Origin of the sequence: Pseudoalteromonas sp. Scap25 (assembly GCF_013394125.1) — a bacterium.
In the GTDB taxonomy this organism is placed as follows: domain Bacteria; phylum Pseudomonadota; class Gammaproteobacteria; order Enterobacterales; family Alteromonadaceae; genus Pseudoalteromonas.
In genome coordinates this window covers 333592-352992 of sequence record NZ_CP041327.1, presented here as the reverse complement: position 1 = coordinate 352992, position 19401 = coordinate 333592, and the positions used below count along the sequence as shown (strand labels likewise).

Below are 19401 nucleotides of genomic sequence, written 5' to 3'. Positions count from 1 at the left end.
CTATAAACGTTAGATTAAACCAGCCACTCTTCGGGCTTGGTCTAGGTCAAATTCTTTATCATTAATCTTTAAGTAGCTTCGACTTTCATCGCGAACTACGGTTGCTTCTATTACGCCGGGTAAAGCAACTAACTGAGAAGCTAGTGTTTGTGCCTGCTCTTCAGAATCTAATTGGGTCATTAAACTAATAACTTTGCTTTTCGGTGGGACTTGCATTTTCCACGCAATAATAAGCCATATTACCCCAACAAGTGCCGCCGCCGCAAACACAGCTTGCGTACTAGTGGTTTGTGCTACATACCCGCCTAACATACCGCCTAAAAAAGCCCCTAAGAACTGGCTAGATGAATACCCACCCATGGCGGAGCCTTTTTGGCTTGCTGGAGCAATACGCGACACAAGAGCTGGCATAGTGGCTTCTAAAAAGTTAAAAGCAACAAAATATAACAGCATACAAACCGCAATACCAACAACACTATTGGCCCATATTGACATGCTAAACATACTTATTATTAAGACCATCACTGAACCAATAAACGCCTGTTTTTCTTTCTCTTTTTTAATTGCCACTATCATTACTGGCACCATCAAGAAAAACGCTAAAAATAAAACAGGAATATAAAGCTGCCAATGGTTTTCAGCCACAAGTCCATCTTTAATTAGTTGACTTGGCAATACTACAAAAATAGTCGTCAATGTTAAATGCAGCAATAATACACCTGCATTTAGACGCGCAAGCTGCGGATGTTTAATTAGCTTTTTAATGTCACTAAAGCTGGCAAGTGTATCGCCTTTAGGGGCTTTATTTATTGCACTGGGTACCAGCATAGTGACAATAAAAATACCTAATAAAGCCAGTATAGCAGTTAACCAAAACACTCCGGCTATACCCCATGAAGCTGCCACTATAGGTCCAAGTAGCATAGCGAAGGCAAAGCTCATACCTATGCTCATGCCAATAACTGCCATTACTTTTGGTCGCTGTTCGTCACGACTTAAATCTGATGCAAACGCTAACAATGCGCTGGCGATAGCGCCCATACCTTGCAAGGCACGCCCTACCGTTACCATTTGTATGGACTCAGCTAAAGCCGCAACTACTGAACCCAAGGCAAATACAAGCAAACCACCTACAATCACTTTTTTACGGCCAATTTTATCAGACAGTCGCCCCATAGGTATTTGTAATACGGCCTGCGTTAAACCATACGCACCAATTGCAAAACCTATCCATAAAGGTGAAAAGCCTTCAAGCGATTGACCATAAATAGCTAAAACAGGCATCAGCATAAACAAGCCGAGCATTCTAAATGCAAACACACTCGCTAACGATACGGCGGCGCGTTTCTCTCGTGAATTAAGTGAAGATGCGGTCATTATTTGCATGATCTTACTGTGTGAAAAAATTAGGCAAGGATTCTATCACAAGCTTGGCAATAATTAATCGTCTATAACTAAGGATTTTTTCAATGATCAAGGATTAATATTGCAGCGTATTATGCGATACTGAACAAATAATTTTGGCAATAAACGAGATAGCATGGAAAACATTGAAGTCCGAGGCGCCCGCACGCACAATTTAAAAGACATCAGCCTAACCATCCCACGTGATAAACTAATTGTTATCACTGGCTTATCTGGTTCAGGAAAGTCATCACTTGCATTTGATACGCTTTATGCAGAAGGGCAACGCCGGTATGTTGAATCACTCTCTGCTTATGCAAGGCAGTTTTTGTCATTAATGGAAAAACCTGACGTAGATCATATTGAAGGCCTTTCCCCTGCTATTTCCATTGAACAAAAATCAACCTCGCATAATCCCCGTTCAACCGTGGGAACCATTACTGAAATCTACGATTACCTGCGTTTAATGTTTGCACGGGTTGGCGAACCTCGCTGTCCAACTCATGATTTACCACTCGCAGCGCAAACAATTAGTCAAATGGTCGATACCGCATTAGCGCTGCCTGAAGGCACTAAGTTAATGCTACTTGCTCCTGTTGTTAAAGACCGTAAAGGTGAGCATGTAAAACTATTAGAACAACTTGCCAGTCAAGGTTACATTCGTGCTCGTATAGATGGTGAAGTATGCGACTTATCCGATCCACCACCGCTAGATTTACATAAAAAGCATACTATTGAAGTCGTTGTGGATCGCTTTAAAGTAAAAGAGGGTCAACAGCAACGTCTTGCAGAGTCTTTTGAAACGGCACTTGAAATGTCAGGCGGCGTTGCTAACATTGCTTTTATGGATGATAGCAGTGCTGAAGAAATGCTGTTTTCAGCAAATTTTGCCTGCCCAACCTGTGGCTATGCGATGACCGAACTTGAACCGCGTTTATTTTCGTTCAATAACCCTGCAGGAGCTTGTCAAAGCTGTGATGGTTTAGGCGTAAGACAATACTTTGACCCTAATCGCGTGGTTCACAACCCTGAAATAAGTTTAGCTGGCGGTGCAATTAAAGGCTGGGATAAACGCAGCTTTTACTATTATCAAATGTTGCAAGCAGTTGCACAACATTACGAGTTTGATTTAGATGTTCCTTATCAAGAGCTTGCAAAAGAACATAAAAAAATTATTTTAGATGGCTCTGGTGATACTAAAATTGCATTTAATTATCGTAATGACCGCGGTGATTTAATTACACGTAATCATGTATTTGAGGGCGTGTTAAACAATATGAACCGCCGCTACCGCGAAACTGAATCAAACTCAGTGCGTGAAGAACTAGCCAAATATCAAACCAGCCAAGCCTGCCCTAGTTGTAAAGGCTCACGTTTGCGCCAAGAAGCACGCAATGTATTTATTGGTCAAACTAACTTGCCAACCATTACGCATATGAGTATTGGTGAGGCGATGAGCTTTTTTGAAGGCTTGCATTTAACTGGGCAAAAAGGCCAAATCGCCGAAAAAATTCTAAAAGAAATTCGCGATCGCCTATCGTTCTTAATTAATGTAGGTCTAAATTACTTATCACTTGAGCGTAGCGCCGACACACTTTCAGGCGGTGAGGCACAGCGTATTCGCTTAGCGAGTCAAATTGGTGCTGGGTTAGTGGGTGTTATGTATGTACTGGATGAACCTTCAATTGGTTTGCACCAACGTGATAACGACCGTTTATTGAAAACCTTAGTTCATTTACGCGATTTGGGTAACACCGTTATTGTTGTAGAACACGATGAAGACGCCATTCGTGCCGCTGATCATATTATTGATATTGGCCCAGGTGCTGGCGTACATGGCGGACATGTTATTGCTCAAGGTACACGCGATGATATTTTAGCAAGCAAAGACTCGGTTACCGGCCAGTTTTTATCCGGCGTGCGTAAAATTGAAGTGCCTAAAGAGCGCCATGCTACTAACGATAAATGGCTAGAGCTGTTTGGAGCGACGGGTAATAACTTAAAAAATGTTGATTTAAAAATACCATTTGGCTTAATGACCTGTATTACCGGTGTATCTGGCTCGGGTAAATCAACGCTCATTAACGATACCTTATTTAAACTTGCTCACACAGAACTCAACGGCGCAACTACTGCAGAAGCAGCTCCTTATGGGTCAATTGCAGGACTTGAGCACTTTGATAAAGTAATTGATATTGACCAAAGTCCTATTGGCCGCACACCGCGTTCAAACCCTGCCACTTATACTGGTATTTTCACTGGTATTCGTGAGCTATTTGCAGGTACTCAAGAAGCCCGTTCACGTGGTTACAAAGTAGGTCGCTTTAGCTTTAATGTTAAAGGTGGGCGTTGTGAGGCATGCCAAGGTGATGGCGTTATTAAAGTAGAAATGCACTTCTTACCAGACGTATATGTACCGTGTGATGTGTGTAAGGGTAAACGTTATAATCGCGAAACCTTAGAAGTACAATATAAAGGCAAAAACATCAACCAAGTGCTCGACATGACCGTTGAAGATGCCCATGACTACTTTGATAAAATACCGGCTATAGCACGTAAACTTAAAACCCTAATGGATGTTGGACTTTCTTATATTCGTTTAGGCCAAGCCGCTACAACACTTTCTGGTGGTGAAGCACAGCGAATTAAGTTAGCACGTGAGCTCTCTAAGCGTGATACTGGAAAAACATTGTACATTCTTGATGAGCCAACCACGGGACTTCATTTTGCTGATATTGAACAGTTATTAGTGGTGCTTCATCGCCTACGCGATCATGGCAATACCATTGTAGTAATTGAGCATAATTTAGATGTAATAAAAACTGCCGATTGGATCGTTGATTTAGGCCCTGAAGGTGGTGCTGGCGGCGGTGAAATACTGATTGCAGGTACACCAGAAGAAGTGGCGGAATGTCAGCGCTCACATACTGGGCACTACTTAAAACCATTACTTTAATATAAATTATAAAAAAGTACTTATTAAAAGTTACACAAAAATGCCGCTAAATTAGCGGCATTTTTTTACGCTTATTCTAATAAATCAAATTATGTACGAGGAATAAATCCTAGTGCATCGTATACCGATTTAAGTGTTTTTTCTGCACGTACACTGGCCTTTTCTGCACCTGATTTCATGATGCTATCAAGTAGGTTTTGATCTTCTCTGATCTCTTTAAAACGTGCTTGGATTGGCTCAATCATATTCACTACCGCATCTGCAGTGTCTTTTTTCAGGTGGCCGTACATTTTATCTTCGTACTCTGGCACCAAATCTTCAATTGAGCGCTTAGTCGCCACGCTTAATAAAGTAAGTAAGTTAGAAACACCAGGCTTTTCTGTACGATCAAAGTAAATACGTGCTTGCTCATCTGAATCGGTTACTGCTTTTTTAAGCTTTTTCTCGATCTTTTTAGGCTCATCTAATAGCATGATGTAACCATTTGGGTTTTCATCTGACTTAGACATCTTTTTAAGCGGATCTTGAAGGCTCATTACGCGTGCGCCAAATTCTGGAATATATGGCTCAGGTAATTTAAATACGTCGCCGTACAAGTTATTAAAGCGAGTAGCTATATCACGCGTTAGCTCTAGATGCTGCTTTTGATCGTCCCCTACTGGCACTTGGTCAGCTTGATACAATAAAATATCTGCTGCTTGTAATACTGGATACGAAAATAAACCTACGTTTACATTGTTAGCATGCTTAGATGACTTATCTTTAAACTGAGTCATGCGGTTAAGCTCACCCATTTGTGCGTAACAATTTAATACCCACGCTAACTGTGCGTGTTCAGGCACTTGTGATTGCACAAAAAGCGCAGACTTTTCAGGGTCAATACCGCACGCTGCATATAAGGCTATACCGTCTAACACACGAGATCGAAGAAGCTCAGGCTCTTGGCGAACAGTAATTGCGTGCAAATCAACAAGCATAAAGAAACTTTCGTGGTCTTCCTGTAGCTTTAGCCACTGGTTAATAGCGCCAACATAGTTGCCTATTGTCATACCACCGGTTGGCTGAATGCCACTTAAAACTACTGGTTTACTCATGATTTTCCTTTAGTGTTTAATTGATTAAAAATTTTAACGCTGTGTAAGTGTGGGTATTATAGCTAAGAAGTTATCGCATAGGTACTGTGGATTATAATCCCCGAGCTGCTCTCCTTGATGATACCCATAAGTAAGAGCTATCACATCAATATTGGCGGCTTGTGCTGCCAGTATGTCACTCTTTGAATCACCAATCATAATGGCTTTATCTGGCGAAATATTCAATGCATTACAAGCAAATAAGAGTGGCTCAGGTGACGGTTTTTTTGCCATGTCGTCACCGCAAACAATCACCTCAAAATGACTGCGAATAGCCAGTTTATCTAAAAGTAGTTCGGTAAAGCGGCGTGCTTTATTGGTAATAAGTGCTTTGGGCATACCACTGAGAGCAGCAAGGCCCGTTTCAACATGCTGATATAATACGCTGTATTCACCAACCAGCTCACTGTAATGTTGATAAAAAAGCTTAATGGCTCGCTCACTCAGAGTCTCATCAAGGTGTTCACTAATTTGTATATCACCGCAAAGAGCTCGCTTTACTAACACCTCAATGCCATTACCTACCCAGCTTTCAACTAATCGCTGACTGACTATGGGAAACGCTAAATCACTTAGCGTAAGATTTAAGGCCATATATAAGTCATACACGCTGTCAACTAGCGTGCCGTCTAAGTCAAATAGTGCCGCATCATATTTCATTACTTAATACTTTCTAATTGTTGGCGCATTTCATCAATTACGCTTTTATAGTCAGGCTGATTAAAAATAGCAGAGCCTGCAACAAACATGTCAGCACCCGCTTCAGCCGCCGCTGCAATATTATCTACTTTAATACCGCCATCAACTTCTAGGCGAATATCACGCCCAGAATCAATAATGCGTTGCTTTGCCTCTCGCAGTTTCTCAAGTGTTTGTGGAATAAAACTTTGCCCACCAAATCCGGGGTTCACCGACATTAATAAAATAACATCTATTTTATCCATTACATGATCAAGGTAGCTTAAACTCGTTGCAGGATTAAAAGCTAGACCTGCTTGGCAACCTTGATCTTTTATCAATTGTAAAGTGCGGTCAATATGCTCACTGGCTTCTGGATGAAAGGTAATAATTGACGCCCCCGCCTCGGCAAATTGTGGAATTAAACTATCTACCGGTTTCACCATTAAATGAACATCAATAGGAGCTTTAATCCCGTAATCGCGAAGTGCTTTACACACCATTGGGCCTATTGTTAAGTTAGGTACGTAATGGTTATCCATTACATCAAAATGGACAACATCAGCCCCTGCAGCTAAGACTCTGTCAACATCTTCGCCAAGGCGTGCAAAGTCTGCGGATAAAATTGAGGGCGCTATTAAGTATTTTTGTTCACAATTGAGCATTGCTAATCCATTAATGAATAATTTATGGCGTTAATGTAACTTAATTAACGATGTTACCCAAGTAACACCTTTAAAAATAACGCTAAATTAGCAACGCTAGCGACTAACTGTTATTAACTATAACAACGACAAAGCGCGTGAGCTAAAAGGATAAATCACGCTTATAAACAAATTTTGCGGCATGATTAGCTTTGAATATAGCTAAAAATAAAGTGTATTATTTAAGCAAGTTTGTTATGCTTGGTGGAGAACTAAATTACTAGGTTTATATTATGCGTGTTTTTAAAATTGGATTATTAATCACGTCGGTAAGTGTCATTATTGGAGCTGCGTCGCTTTCTTCAAATACTGAGCAAGAATTAAGTTCAGCCAACACTTGTCTTCATAAAGATCAAACTAACGCTATTAATCATAGCGCAAATCGCTGCATTCAAATTCAAGAAGACTCTTCTTGGGCTTCTTGGCTAACCGGCAATAGCCGCAGTGCCCAGTTTCATTACCTAGATTTCCTAGAGTTATTAACAGGTACTGACGACAACCACAAGCCATCTTCAATCAAACCATTATTTTAATTAATGCAGCATTTCTTAAGCGCGTTACAAAGTGTGCTAGCGGCATTTTTTGGTGTGCAATCTGAAGATAAGCGTCAAACAGACTTTAAACACCACTCCCCTATTACATTAATAGCTATTGCCGTGATACTTTTTGTATTATTTGTACTGGCTATTTACGCAACCGTGACTTCGGTGCTAAGTACATAGCCATTAGCTCATCTACTTTATTTCGTGAACCGCCTTTTGGGCTAATCGTGCGTTTAACCTGAATTTTATCCAAAGAAGCTTGGCTGTAAATTTTGCGTGTCCATACCGTATCGTGATTTGAAATAAGGACTGGCGTATTATTCTCAAAAGCTGCTTGCTCAGCTAAGTTCGCTAAATTAGCCTGATCATCCAAATTAAACCCGCCTTTTGCATACGAGGTAAAAGATGCAGTTTTACTTAATGGCACATAAGGCGGATCGCAGTAAATCACTGCATTTTTAGGCACCAGCTTGAATACATCATCATATCCTAGGCAAGTAAATGTAGCTTGTTGCGCTTTGCTAGCAAAAAAGTACATTTCTTTTTCAGGAAAATAAGGCTTTTTATATTTACCAAAAGGTACATTAAAAATACCCTTTAAATTATAGCGGCATAATCCGTTATAACCATGGCGGTTCATATATAAAAATAAGATGGCTCGCTCATACACATCACTGCTTTGATTAAACTGCACACGATAATCATAATACGCATCTGAGTGGTTGTTTAAATCAACAAAAAGCTTTTTAGCATCACTAATGAACTCATCAGGCGAACGTTTGAGCTCTTTATATAAATTGATTAAATCAGCATTAATATCGTTGAGTACATAGTGTTTAAAGTTGCTATTTAAAAACACTGAGCCCGCACCAACAAAAGGTTCAACCAAGGTATCAGCATGCTTACTTGCTTGATTTAGTCGCGCGTTAATATCTTCAACGAGGCTGTATTTTCCGCCAGCCCATTTAAGGAAGGCTCTACTCTTTTGCTGCATTGGCTCTTTACTTCAATTCGGTGTTGCGCGATTTTACACTAAAGTTACTGAGTTTACTGATCAACTCGTGCAATTTCTTGTTTTATTTTACTAATTTTTTTATAGAAAGGTTTATTTTTTCTAACCTCAGCAGGAAGTACTTGCAGTGCTTGTTTTGCCTCATTTAAGCTAACAAAGTTGCCTGTAGTTACTACCCACCACATTTTACCATTTCGTTTAGTTTGGTAGGTATTAGTGATATTTTCTAGCTTATGTTCAACAATAAACTCGTTCCCTACCTGCTGCTGAGTTACAGCTAAGAGCTGAATAACAAAATTATCCTCAGGTTGTTGTAAGTACCAATTACTGGATATTTTTACTATTGGGTTTTGCGGCTTTGTCTGGGCAGGTTTAGTAACCGGCTTTTCTTCAACGGGTTTTGATGCCGGCTTTTCTTCAACGGGTTTTGATGCCGGCTTTTCCTGTTCAACAACATTCGTTGATTCCGTTAAGCTCCCAACAATCGCTGGAACATTGTTATTGGTTTTTTGGGTGAGCTTTTGAAGGACAGCTGCTGGCGGCTCACTACTTAAAGGCACTCGCTTCTGTGGTTTATTTTCAATAGCTTGCTCAGTTGTAATGGCGGTTGATAGCACTTGCTCATCAATTTGGCGATTAGCATTTTCCCACCACTGGGTCATATCGGCTTTGTACACAAGGCCAATAATCAACAGCATAATTATTAATAACAATGTGAGCAGCTGTAATCGCCAAGATACCTTATCTTTAACGACAATATCTGCAACCTGCTCGCTTGGCTGCCAGGCTAATAACAGGCTTGGGTTACCATGAGCTTCAACTAAAAAAGTTTGAAAGACAGGATCTTCGTCATAGGGTAGGTTCGTAAAGTACCACCCCATAAGTTGCTTACTTTCAGCTATATTTAATGGTTCTAAATGAATATTTACTGCATCTTTAAAGGGTAATTTAGACTGTGATGCAATCATAATATAAAGCACATTAGGTGCATTTTTTGATAGTAGCTCAAGCTCTGCGATTAGCTCTTCGGATAGGTGCCTGCCGCCATCAACAACCCACAAGCACGCCCCACATTGTTGTTGTTTCGCTAATTGATAATAGTTTTGCGATAAGCTTAGATTGTGATCAACTAAAGGGGCGTTAAAACTTTGCTCTAATAACTGAGTCATTAACTGCACATCAGTCATCTGGGCACCGACTTGCACAAATGCTTTATTAAAATCGTTATATTTATCAGTAATGAAGGTTTCAAGCAAATAGCTTTTACCCAGACCAGAGGTGCCTAATAAAACAATTAAGTTTTGACCATATTCAAATTGTAATGCGATTCTATCCACCAAAGCCGCACGGCTTGGTAAAATTTGTGACTGCATTTATTGCTCGATCAATGCTCTAACTTGATCATCTGATACATCATCAACTAATGCACATTGACCAAATTCGGTGGGTAAAATAAATCGGATCGTCCCTTTTTTATTCTTTTTATCTTTGCGCATATGCAGTAAAAATTGCTCACTGGTCATATCATTAGGGATATCGATTGGTAAATTATATGCTGCTATTAATGTAGCAATACGCTCTAGGTCTTGCTGTGTTAAATCGTTACGAGTATGAGCAAGCTTGGCAGCAAGCACCATACCTGTCGCTACGGCTTCACCATGTAACCACACGCCGTACCCCATTTGTGCTTCTATTGCATGGGCAAACGTGTGTCCTAAATTTAATAGTGCACGCAAGCCTTGCTCTTTCTCATCTTGAGCAACGATGAGTGCTTTAATTTCACAGCATCTAAAAATAATATGCTGTAAACAGGCTTCATCTAACTGTTGTAATTGAGTGATATTTTGCTCTAAATAAGCAAACAATTCAGTATCGTAAATCAGGCCATATTTAATAACTTCAGCCATGCCTGCAGCAAACTCACGGGTAGGTAAAGTATGTAGCGAACGCGTATCTACAAACACAGCTTGTGGTTGGTAAAAAGACCCTATCATATTTTTACCAAGCGGATGGTTTACTGCTGTTTTACCACCAACGGAGGAATCTACTTGAGATAATAACGTGGTAGGTATTTGAATAAAAGGCACACCGCGCTGATAGCAGGCCGCAACAAAACCAGTTAAATCGCCAACTACGCCACCACCTAATGCAATTAAACAGGTGTCACGACCGCAGTTATTTTCAAGTAAGAATGCTGATATTTTTTCAAACCAGGTGAGTGATTTATATTGCTCGCCATCTGGAATAATAAAATGAAGTGGGTTTTGCTGTGATAATGAGTCAAGCAACTGCTGAAGATAGAGCGGCGCAATAGTGTCATTAGTGATGATGATAGGCCGACAATCACCAATGTGATGGATTAGACGGCCTGTATCTTGAAGTGCAGATTGACCAATATAAATAGGATAACTTCGCTCGTCTAAATTAACAGTTAATTCAAGCATGCTGGGTTAGTCCTTTTAATACTGGCTTTTAAAAATCCAATTTCTCGATTATTTGGTTAGCAACAACTTTCGCGCTCTGCTCATCAGTGCGTACAACAAAATCAGCTACTTCTTTGTATAATGGTTCACGCTCTTCTGCTAAGCGCTCAAGTACATCACGAGGTGCTTCTTCTGTTTGCAGTAATGGGCGACGCTTGTCGCGTTGCGTACGTGCAACTTGCTTTTCAATCGGTGTCTCTAGGTATACTACAATACCGCGAGCCGAAAGCTTGTTTCGAACTTCTTTACTCATTACTGAGCCACCACCAGTAGCAAGAACAATACCTTGCATCTCGGTTAAATCGCCAATAACAGATTCTTCACGAAGTCTAAAGCCTTCTTCACCTTCAAGATCGAATACCCAGGCAATATCTGCGCCCGTACGACGTTCGATTTCTTGATCAGAATCAACAAATTCAAGGTGTAATTGGTCAGCGATGTGACGACCAATCGTGCTTTTGCCAGCCCCCATGGGGCCAACTAGAAATATATTACGTTTCTCAGCCATATCTTTTAGTACAAACGAACTCTAAAATTTGAAATAAAACCCCGCCTAACGACCTGGCCCCAAAATTAAGAAAGGGATTATCTCAGTAATCGGTCGGGTATTTCAAGTCAATTAGGATAAAAAGCCATATAACGAGCAATTAAACTAAATAATTACCCATTGGTTAACAAAAAAGCACCTTATTATAGGCAAATTTATCTTCTAGGGTTAAAATTTATGCAATTAAAGGCTACTACGTGTTACTTGGTAAACGCTTTTGCATAGTAATTTCACAAAAAACTCAGTTACAAGCAACATTAACGCAGTCTTAAAATGCATCCGCAGTACAGTACACAATAAAAATTATATACTGCCTAATTGTACATTTACAGGGAGTGTTCACACCAAGATAACTAAATAACATGCCAAAACCATCTAGCTTGTTGTTCAGCCTAGATAGTTTGAATAACCTGAGCCCTGAAGAGTTAATCTATCTCTGCAGAATTCAGGTTAGGTAATTAGTCTATTTGAATTTTAGGTGTGACAAAAATCAGCAGTTCGCGCTTTTCATTAAACTCGCTTGTGCTTTTAAATAGTCTTCCTACGTAAGGAAGGTCGCCCAATAAAGGTACTTTTTTGGTCGAATTAATAATTTGCTGTTGAAAAATACCACCCAACACTACCGTTTGTCCATTCTCAACGAGAACTTGAGTCTCAATTTGTTGCGTATCAATGGCAACAGCTGGGCCAGTTCCTGTTTGAACGGTATCACCACGGGTGTCTTGAGTAATTATTAAGTTTAAAATAACTTTGTTGTCTGGTGTGATATGAGGTGTCACCTCTAAACTCAACACTGCTTTTTTAAAGCTTACGGTTGTTGCGCCACTCGAAGCAGATTCAACATAGGGGATCTCAGTACCTTGCTCAATGCGTGCTTTTTGCTGGTTAGCAGCAGTGATACGCGGACTCGCTATAATTTCACCCTTATTCTCTTCTTCGAGCGCGGTTAATTCTAAATCAATTAATGTTCCATTAGCTAGTTTGGCTATATGCATACCAATACTTGCCGATGGATTCGCTACGGGTAAATTAACATTGAGTCGATCTGTAAGACTCGGAATATTTCCATTAGAAATTGTTTCAGCACCTTCTAATGTACCAGAAACACCATCAGAACCTTGCTGATCACTGAACCCCCAACGAACGCCTAAGTCTTCGGTTACATTATCACGAACGGTTACCATGCGCGCCTCTATAACCACTTGTTTGACGGGGATGTCTAAGGTTTCGACCATGCGGCGAACACTTTCAATGCTTTTTGCGGTATCTTTCATTAGTAGCGTATTAGTTCGCTGATCAACAGACACGCTGCCTCTCGCTGTAATAATACTATTGGTATCTGTTTTTAGTAAGTCGGCAAAATCTTCTGCTTTGGCGTAATTTAAACGGATGTATTCGCTATATAGTGGCTCTAAATCCTCTACTTGTTGCTTTGCTTTTAACTCTTTTGCTTCACGGGCAGCAAGCTCTTCAGATGGCGCTACCATTAAAATAGAGCCATCCATACGTTTGTCTAAACCTTTTATTCTTAGTACTACGTCTAACGCCTGATCCCAAGGAACACCATCTAAGCGAAGGGTAATGTTGCCAGTCACTGAGTCACTAGTTACCAAGTTAAAGTCATTGTAGCCCGCAATAATCTGTAATACAGCACGCACAGAGATATCCTGAAAGTTAAGCGTCATAGGACGGCCTAAGTACTCTTTACCTCCATCTAAGAATCCATTTTGAGTCTCGTCTTTCTCAACCGTTAAGGTAAAAATATTTTCTATTTGCTGATACGTGTAAGCAAAAGCTTTATTAGGTTCAATTACAATGCGTGTCAGATTATCTTCCTTAAACGTTTCTATACTGCTCACCACAGTACCAAAATCGAGTACGTCTAATTCATACAATAAGTCATCTAAAATATCGGTATGGTGAAACTCTGCAATGATTTTCCCGCCACTTTCATGAACCTCGATAGCGGCCTGTGTATCTTGCAGATAAACAAGTACTTTTGCTTCACCTTTTTCACCGCGGCGAAAATCAATTGCTTGAATGCCATTGATATAATTAGAGGCACGAGCAGGTGCATCTTCACTGGTTGTTACGATTTGTTTTGCTAGAGGGTTATCAGATATTCTTATTGAAAATAGGTTGTTATTAACTTCAGCCTCATAAATTTTTAATCGCTCCAAGTTAATGGTTACTTTTAAACCTGCACTAGTCATCATGCTACTAATGTTACTTATCCCTGCTTGGTTAATAACAATATTTGCCAACCCTTCATCTAGTTCAACTGCATTAAATAATAACTCTATCCGTGCCGGATTATTAAAAACTTGTACATCAGGTTGTTGCTGTAATTCTTCATCAAATACCAGCTGTAATTCGGTTTCACCTTTAAGTAATGGGTTATATCGAACGTCGTAGAGTAAAGGAGCTGCACTGACCGTTTTCATCATTAGTAATAAAAATACAAATAGCAACGTCGTTAAAATACGGTGATGCGAACACTCATCTTTATGCATATAGGGAGTACCATTTTTCTTATTAATTTGCGCCATTAGTTGCCGCCTCTAACATTTCTAATTTGGTCAAACGTTCTTTCCAACAACCTGACCCATCAGGGATTAATTCTACTAATTCAATATAGTCACTATTAACACTGCTTACTTTTCCATCATAGGTGCCTAAATAGCTTCCTATAGATACTCGGTGTAAGGTGTTATCAGCAGCTGTAATGAGCGCCCATGTATTACTGTTCGACCCTATCGTTCCCTTCATTGCTAAATTATCTAATGGGTACTTCTCCAGAGGCTGACGGACACGCTCTGGATCTGGGTGAAGACAGTTTTTAACTTGTGTTAGCTTATTTTGTATAATTTCTGGTTCTGGTGCTACAAAAGGGCTACGTATATCTTTGGCGTTATATTCAAAGTGCTCAAACTTAACTAACTCAGGTATTTTTTCAACACGTGCAGTAGTGTTTGCCTTAACCTGGTCAATAAACTCTTTTTGCTCAGATGTATCTTCATTACAACCACTGAGCAACAATATTACAACAGTTAAAAAGGGAAGTTGCTTCATCATCTTACCCCCTCTTCATAACGATAAGTTTTTGCTACTACACTGAATGTTAGCTGCTTTTCGCCAGATGATAAAATAGAAAAGTCGTGCAAACTTACTATTCTCGGCAATTGAGCCACTTTTCCTACAAATTCACCGAACTCATGATAAGTGCCTACTACTTCAATTTTAATGGGTAGCTCGGTATAGAACTCTTTTTCAACTTCTGGTAGCCAACCAATTTTTAAAAATGTTAGGCCGCTGGTTGTACCCACATAGGAAAGGTCATCTAATAATCCTGGCGTCTCATTTGAGGTAGGTAGGCGTTTTAATAGCTGAGAAAACTCATCTTCCATCTCAACCATTTGTTCACGATAAATATCGAGCTTGCTGGCAACTGCATATTTAGTTCGGTAGGTTGTGCGTAATTCTATTTCTTTGGCCACTGCGTTATGGTAGCTTTCAATTTCATCCGACACTAATAAGCTATAGCTAAAAAACAATACGAGACAGGCAACAAATGCGCCGCATATTGTTTTTACAATAACAGGCCACTCACCTATGTTATCGAGCTCTATTTCATTCCAATCTATTTCTGTAAGCGACTTAAAATCAAGGTTCATTAGGTACCTCGCCTATTTTACCAAATGGTTTTACGTAGAACTCCATATTAAAATCGCTGAGTAAACGAGAGGATTGATCGCCTGCAACAATGCCTTGCATAGTCGGGCGCTCTAAAAGATAAGAACTTTGCACCTGTCGAAGCATAGTAGACAAACGATTATTAGACTCACTTTTACCTAACACATGAATTTGGCTACCTTTACGCTCAAGCTTAGTTAAATAAACTCCAGCAGGCACTATTTTTGCCACTTCATCCATTATTTGCGTGCCTAAATTACGGCTGCTTTGTAGCTCTTCAATTAAACGCATCCGTTGTTGTAGATTTTCTTTTTTCATGTCTAAGTCGCGTATATCGCGAATTTTCTGATCGAGCATTGTAATTTCTGAGCTGAGATAGTTATTTTTAAGCATTTGCCCTTCTTTTAGAGCGCTATAAAATGTACTCAGCGCATACATAGTTACGAAACAAACAATAACCACTGCCATCAGCAATGTTATAAATTTCTTTTTAGACTGCTCACGCTGAAGTTCACGCCAAGGTAGTAAATTTATATGTGGCATGATGAAAAACTCCTCAACGCCAAACCAGTTGCAATCGCAAACTGAGTGCGGTGGCGCTGTATTATATTACGATCTACTCTAGGTGATATTTCCATTTTATCAAATGGTTCAACAACAACCGTGTGTATTCCTAATTCTTCGATTAATAACCTATCAACACCTTTAATCATCGCTGACCCGCCCGTCAGTACGATGTAGTCCAACTGCTCTTTGCCTGTTGTTGTTAAAAACATTTGCACAGCACGACGAACTTGCTGCAATAATGATGTTTGAAAAGGCGCTAACACTTCAAATGTATAATTAGGTGGTAAATCACCCGTTGTTTTACCAATTTCAGCCTCATCAAAGCCTTTGTTGTAGTAAGCAACAATACTATTTGTATATTGGTCACCACCAAATACCTGGTCGCGGGTGTAAATAGTTTCACCAAATTGCACTACACTGACCAAGGTAAGCACCGCACCTATATCAACTACTGCAACGGTTTTATCAAACGCGTCTGATGGTAGCTGTTGGTAGTAAACATCCATAGCCCGGCTTAATGCATAGCTTTCAACATCCACAACTTTTGCAGTTAAGTTGGCAGCACTAAGTGCGCCTACTCTCGCTTCCACACTTTCCGTTCTCGCTGCAGAAAGTAGAACATTAATTTTGCTCGGGTCGGCACTGTTAGTAGAGAGTTTTTCAAAATCTAAACTGACTTCATCTAATGGATAGGGGATCAAGCTATCGGCTTCAATTTCAATCTGTGATTCTAATTCAGCGTCGCTTAAGGAAACATCCATGAAAATGACTTTGGTAATCACTGTTTGCCCTGAAACAGCAACAGCTGCAAATTTTAGTGACTTTGGAAGCTTTCGTTTTAACTTGGTTATCACATTGCCAATTGCTTCAATGTCTTGAATGTTGCGCTCGCTCATAGCGCCTTTAGGCATAGGTTCAATTGCAAGAGCTTCTAATCGAAGCCCGGTTTCTGTTTCACTTAAAAGCACGGCCTTGATAGAGTGCGATCCTATATCAATACCCACCATCATAGGTGATGGTTTTTTTATCAATTGACTTAGCATGTTTGCAACTTTGCCTTTGTTTTAATAATAAACAAGTTATAATTTATATCTTAAAAAATATTATTCAATTTTTAATCAATATATACTAGCAGTCTCAACCTGTAATTGGGAGTCCGTTTAGGGAAATATCAGTGATTTTATTAAAAAGAACTTTACAATTTTTGATCATTTGTGCATTACTTGCACTAATTACATTGCTCAGCCTTTATTACTACGTTAAATCCGATATCCCAAGCGTGCAAGTTTTAAAAAACGTTCAATTACAAACGCCTATGCAAGTATTTACCAAAGATGGGCTTTTAATCAACCAATTTGGTGAAAAAAGACGTATCCCTGTAACTATAGATCAAATTCCTGAACCTTTATTACAGGCTTTTTTAGCAACAGAAGATAACCGTTTTTATGACCATATCGGTATCGACCCAATTGGTATTGTTCGCTCAGCACTAGTACTTATTTCTACCGGTGAAAAAAAGCAGGGTGCCAGTACAATCACCATGCAGTTGGCTCGTAACTTCTTTTTAACGCGAGAAAAAGCCTATATTCGTAAAGTAAAAGAAATATTTATTGCCATCCATATCGAAAATTTACTTTCAAAAGATGAAATCTTTGAACTTTATCTAAATAAAATAGAGCTAGGAAACCGCGCCTTTGGTATTGGTGCAGCCGCTCAGGTTTATTATGGTAAAGAGCTAAAAGAGCTTACTCTTGCGCAAATGGCAATGATTGCCGGTTTACCCAAGGCGCCTTCAGCACTTAACCCTATTCGTAACCCAAAGCGAGCCAAAGCCAGAAGAAATGTAGTGTTAGGACGAATGCTAGATGAAAAGTATATTTCTAGAGCGCAGTATAATGAAGCCACGAACCAACCAATTACCGCTTATTTTCATGGGGCTGAAATTGACTTATATGCACCATATATTTCAGAAATGGTACGTGCTGAAATGGTGTCGCGCTACGGTATAGATAAAGCCTATAACTCAGGATTTAAAGTGTATACTTCTGTTGAGTCAAATATTCAACAGGCGGCACAAACGGCTTTGGTTAACAATTTACATGCCTATGATATGCGCCATGGATTTAGAGGCCCTGAAGCCATTTTATGGGATCCACAAACAGAGCCCACACCTTCTGATTCTAAGTTATTAAACATTTTGAAAGAGGCCAATGAACTAGGCCCTCTAAAAGCCGCTGCAGTTTTAAATGTATCCGACAGAAGCGCGGAAGTAATACTTAAAAGCGGCGAACGCACAACATTGACTTGGGATAATCTGAAGTGGGCGCGTAAGTTTATCACCCGTTATCGCCAAAGCTTTGCTCCTGAAACAGCAAGCGATATATTAACGCCTGGCATGCAAATATGGCTGCGTAAAAATGATGACAACAGCTATATTTTGAGTCAAATCCCTGAAGCTGCAAGCGCCATTGTGTCTTTAGACCCACAAGACGGGCGTATAAAAGCCATTGTAGGCGGTTACAGCTTTGAACAAAGCCAATATAACCGTGCAGTGCAAGCTAAACGCCAAGTTGGCTCTAATATTAAGCCATTTATATACTCTGCTGCACTTGAAAAAGGCTACACCTTAGCGTCAATTTTAAATGATGCTCCTATAAATCAATGGGATAAAAGCCAAGGTGTCGCATGGCGACCTAAAAATAGCCCTGCCATTTATAATGGCCCTATTCGCATTCGCCGTGCTTTAGCACAATCAAAAAATGTGATTTCGGTACGTTTATTACGTGGTGTTGGCTTGCAACGTACAGCCGATCATTTACTTAAATTTGGCTTTGCAGATGAAGATATAAATCGCAGTGAATCGCTGGCTTTAGGTAGCGCATCTATTACTCCACTAGAGTTAGCTCGTGGTATGAGTACTTTTGCCAATGGCGGCCACTTAATCGAACCTTACTTTATCTCTGAAATTCAAGATGCCATGGGCAACACCTTATTTAAAACTAACCCGACTGTAATTTGTGATGATGAAGCAACAACGCCTAGCTCGCTAATGCTAAGTGAGCAAGTAGCACCAAACTGCGCGCCGCAGATCATATCTAAACAAAATGCATTTTTAATTGCCAGTGCTATGAACAGCGCAATTTGGGGGGGTGGTAGCTGGTCTCATAAAACAGGTTGGAGTGGTACAGGATGGCGTGCACAAGCGCTAAAACGTCGCGATCTGTCAGGTAAAACAGGCACTACCAATGATTCTGTAGATACTTGGTTTAGCGGCTTTAATCGCGATGTGATGACCTCTGTTTGGGTTGGTTTTGACAACCCTGGAAATACTCTGGGGCGCTCAACCTATAACAATAACTTAGGAAGTGGCCAAATATCAGGCGCAGAGTCAGGTGCTAAAACAGCTCAGCCTGCATGGGTTGATTTTATGAGAGTTGCACTGGATGGTAAACCTGCGGCACCTATCGAACCACCTGAAGGCTTAGTTTCTATTCGTATTGACTTAGAAACGGGGCTGTTAAGTCATAAAAACGATTATACCAGCCGTTTTGAGTACTTTGAGAAAGGGACCGCACCTACAAAATATGTGTTAGCACAGCCAAATGATGTATTTGAAGAAAGCACTAAAACCGAAGAAGAGCTCTTTTAAACAATGCTAATATATAAAAGGCCGCTGAATAGC

At 40.0% G+C, this 19401-nt stretch carries 17 protein-coding genes; 4 read left to right on the top strand and 13 right to left on the bottom strand.

Annotation, left to right across the window (positions count from 1 at the left end):
• Window positions 1-9: 9 nt before the first annotated feature.
• Complete coding sequence (locus FLM54_RS01595) at window positions 10-1377, bottom strand: MFS transporter (RefSeq protein WP_178954744.1); 1368 nt, start codon at window positions 1375-1377, stop codon at window positions 10-12.
• Between the two features lie 163 nt (window positions 1378-1540).
• Between FLM54_RS01595 and uvrA the strand changes: the two genes are divergently transcribed.
• Window positions 1541-4360 carry an excinuclease ABC subunit UvrA gene (gene uvrA / locus FLM54_RS01590; RefSeq protein ID WP_076918874.1) on the top strand — a complete coding sequence of 940 codons (2820 nt, stop codon included), beginning with the start codon at window positions 1541-1543 and terminating at the stop codon, window positions 4358-4360.
• Between the two features lie 89 nt (window positions 4361-4449).
• On the opposite strand, the gene trpS is transcribed toward uvrA, so the two are convergent.
• From trpS to rpe, 3 genes are read right to left on the bottom strand one after another with little or no spacing between them, the layout of a single operon-like run.
• The gene (trpS, locus tag FLM54_RS01585) at window positions 4450-5454 is read right to left on the bottom strand and encodes a tryptophan--tRNA ligase (RefSeq protein WP_138607179.1); all 1005 of its coding nucleotides are present in this window, start codon (window positions 5452-5454) and stop codon (window positions 4450-4452) included.
• Between the two features lie 33 nt (window positions 5455-5487).
• Window positions 5488-6153: an HAD-IA family hydrolase gene (locus FLM54_RS01580; protein WP_178954742.1), complete on the bottom strand. Its 666-nt coding sequence runs from the start codon at window positions 6151-6153 to the stop codon at window positions 5488-5490.
• Entirely contained in the window at window positions 6153-6836 is a 684-nt protein-coding gene (gene rpe, locus FLM54_RS01575; RefSeq protein ID WP_178954740.1) for a ribulose-phosphate 3-epimerase, read from the bottom strand. The genes FLM54_RS01580 and rpe overlap by 1 nt, the downstream gene beginning before the upstream one ends.
• A 272-nt stretch (window positions 6837-7108) precedes the next feature.
• On the opposite strand from rpe, the gene FLM54_RS01570 reads away from it, so the two are divergent.
• Together FLM54_RS01570 and FLM54_RS01565 are read left to right on the top strand one after the other, a co-directional pair.
• Window positions 7109-7408 carry a hypothetical protein gene (locus FLM54_RS01570; RefSeq protein WP_138607184.1) on the top strand — a complete coding sequence of 100 codons (300 nt, stop codon included), beginning with the start codon at window positions 7109-7111 and terminating at the stop codon, window positions 7406-7408.
• Between the two features lie 3 nt (window positions 7409-7411).
• On the top strand, window positions 7412-7597 hold the full coding sequence (locus tag FLM54_RS01565; protein WP_178954738.1) for a DUF2970 domain-containing protein: 186 nt from the start codon (window positions 7412-7414) through the stop codon (window positions 7595-7597).
• Here FLM54_RS01565 and FLM54_RS01560 read toward each other — a convergent pair.
• The 9 genes from FLM54_RS01560 to FLM54_RS01520 form a co-directional block, all read right to left on the bottom strand.
• On the bottom strand, window positions 7560-8411 hold the full coding sequence (locus tag FLM54_RS01560; protein ID WP_178954736.1) for a Dam family site-specific DNA-(adenine-N6)-methyltransferase: 852 nt from the start codon (window positions 8409-8411) through the stop codon (window positions 7560-7562). The two genes, FLM54_RS01565 and FLM54_RS01560, sit on opposite strands and share 38 nt — an antisense overlap.
• Window positions 8412-8464: 53 nt before the next feature.
• A complete protein-coding gene (locus FLM54_RS01555) occupies window positions 8465-9802 on the bottom strand; it encodes an SPOR domain-containing protein (RefSeq protein WP_178954734.1) in 1338 nt (445 codons plus the stop codon).
• Window positions 9803-10873, bottom strand: a complete 1071-nt coding sequence (gene aroB / locus FLM54_RS01550; RefSeq protein ID WP_178954732.1) for a 3-dehydroquinate synthase — start codon at window positions 10871-10873, stop codon at window positions 9803-9805. It abuts the gene before it with no gap.
• 28 nt (window positions 10874-10901) lie between these two features.
• The gene (aroK, locus tag FLM54_RS01545) at window positions 10902-11420 is read right to left on the bottom strand and encodes a shikimate kinase AroK (protein ID WP_008466255.1); all 519 of its coding nucleotides are present in this window, start codon (window positions 11418-11420) and stop codon (window positions 10902-10904) included.
• A gap of 497 nt (window positions 11421-11917) precedes the next feature.
• Complete coding sequence (locus FLM54_RS01540) at window positions 11918-14008, bottom strand: type IV pilus secretin PilQ (protein ID WP_138607194.1); 2091 nt, start codon at window positions 14006-14008, stop codon at window positions 11918-11920.
• A complete protein-coding gene (locus FLM54_RS01535; RefSeq protein ID WP_171039617.1) occupies window positions 13995-14531 on the bottom strand; it encodes a pilus assembly protein PilP in 537 nt (178 codons plus the stop codon). Before FLM54_RS01535 ends, FLM54_RS01540 begins: the two co-directional genes overlap by 14 nt.
• Complete coding sequence (locus FLM54_RS01530) at window positions 14531-15133, bottom strand: type 4a pilus biogenesis protein PilO (protein ID WP_138607198.1); 603 nt, start codon at window positions 15131-15133, stop codon at window positions 14531-14533. Before FLM54_RS01530 ends, FLM54_RS01535 begins: the two co-directional genes overlap by 1 nt.
• Window positions 15123-15695 (bottom strand): PilN domain-containing protein, encoded by a 573-nt coding sequence (locus FLM54_RS01525; RefSeq protein ID WP_178954730.1) that lies wholly within the window; start codon window positions 15693-15695, stop codon window positions 15123-15125. The genes FLM54_RS01530 and FLM54_RS01525 overlap by 11 nt, the downstream gene beginning before the upstream one ends.
• A complete protein-coding gene (locus tag FLM54_RS01520; protein WP_138607202.1) occupies window positions 15683-16762 on the bottom strand; it encodes a pilus assembly protein PilM in 1080 nt (359 codons plus the stop codon). Before FLM54_RS01520 ends, FLM54_RS01525 begins: the two co-directional genes overlap by 13 nt.
• Before the next feature lie 131 nt (window positions 16763-16893).
• Here FLM54_RS01520 and FLM54_RS01515 point away from each other — a divergent pair, with 131 nt between their 5' ends.
• Window positions 16894-19368 (top strand): penicillin-binding protein 1A, encoded by a 2475-nt coding sequence (locus FLM54_RS01515; RefSeq protein ID WP_138607204.1) that lies wholly within the window; start codon window positions 16894-16896, stop codon window positions 19366-19368.
• The last annotated feature ends 33 nt before the right edge of the window (window positions 19369-19401 follow it).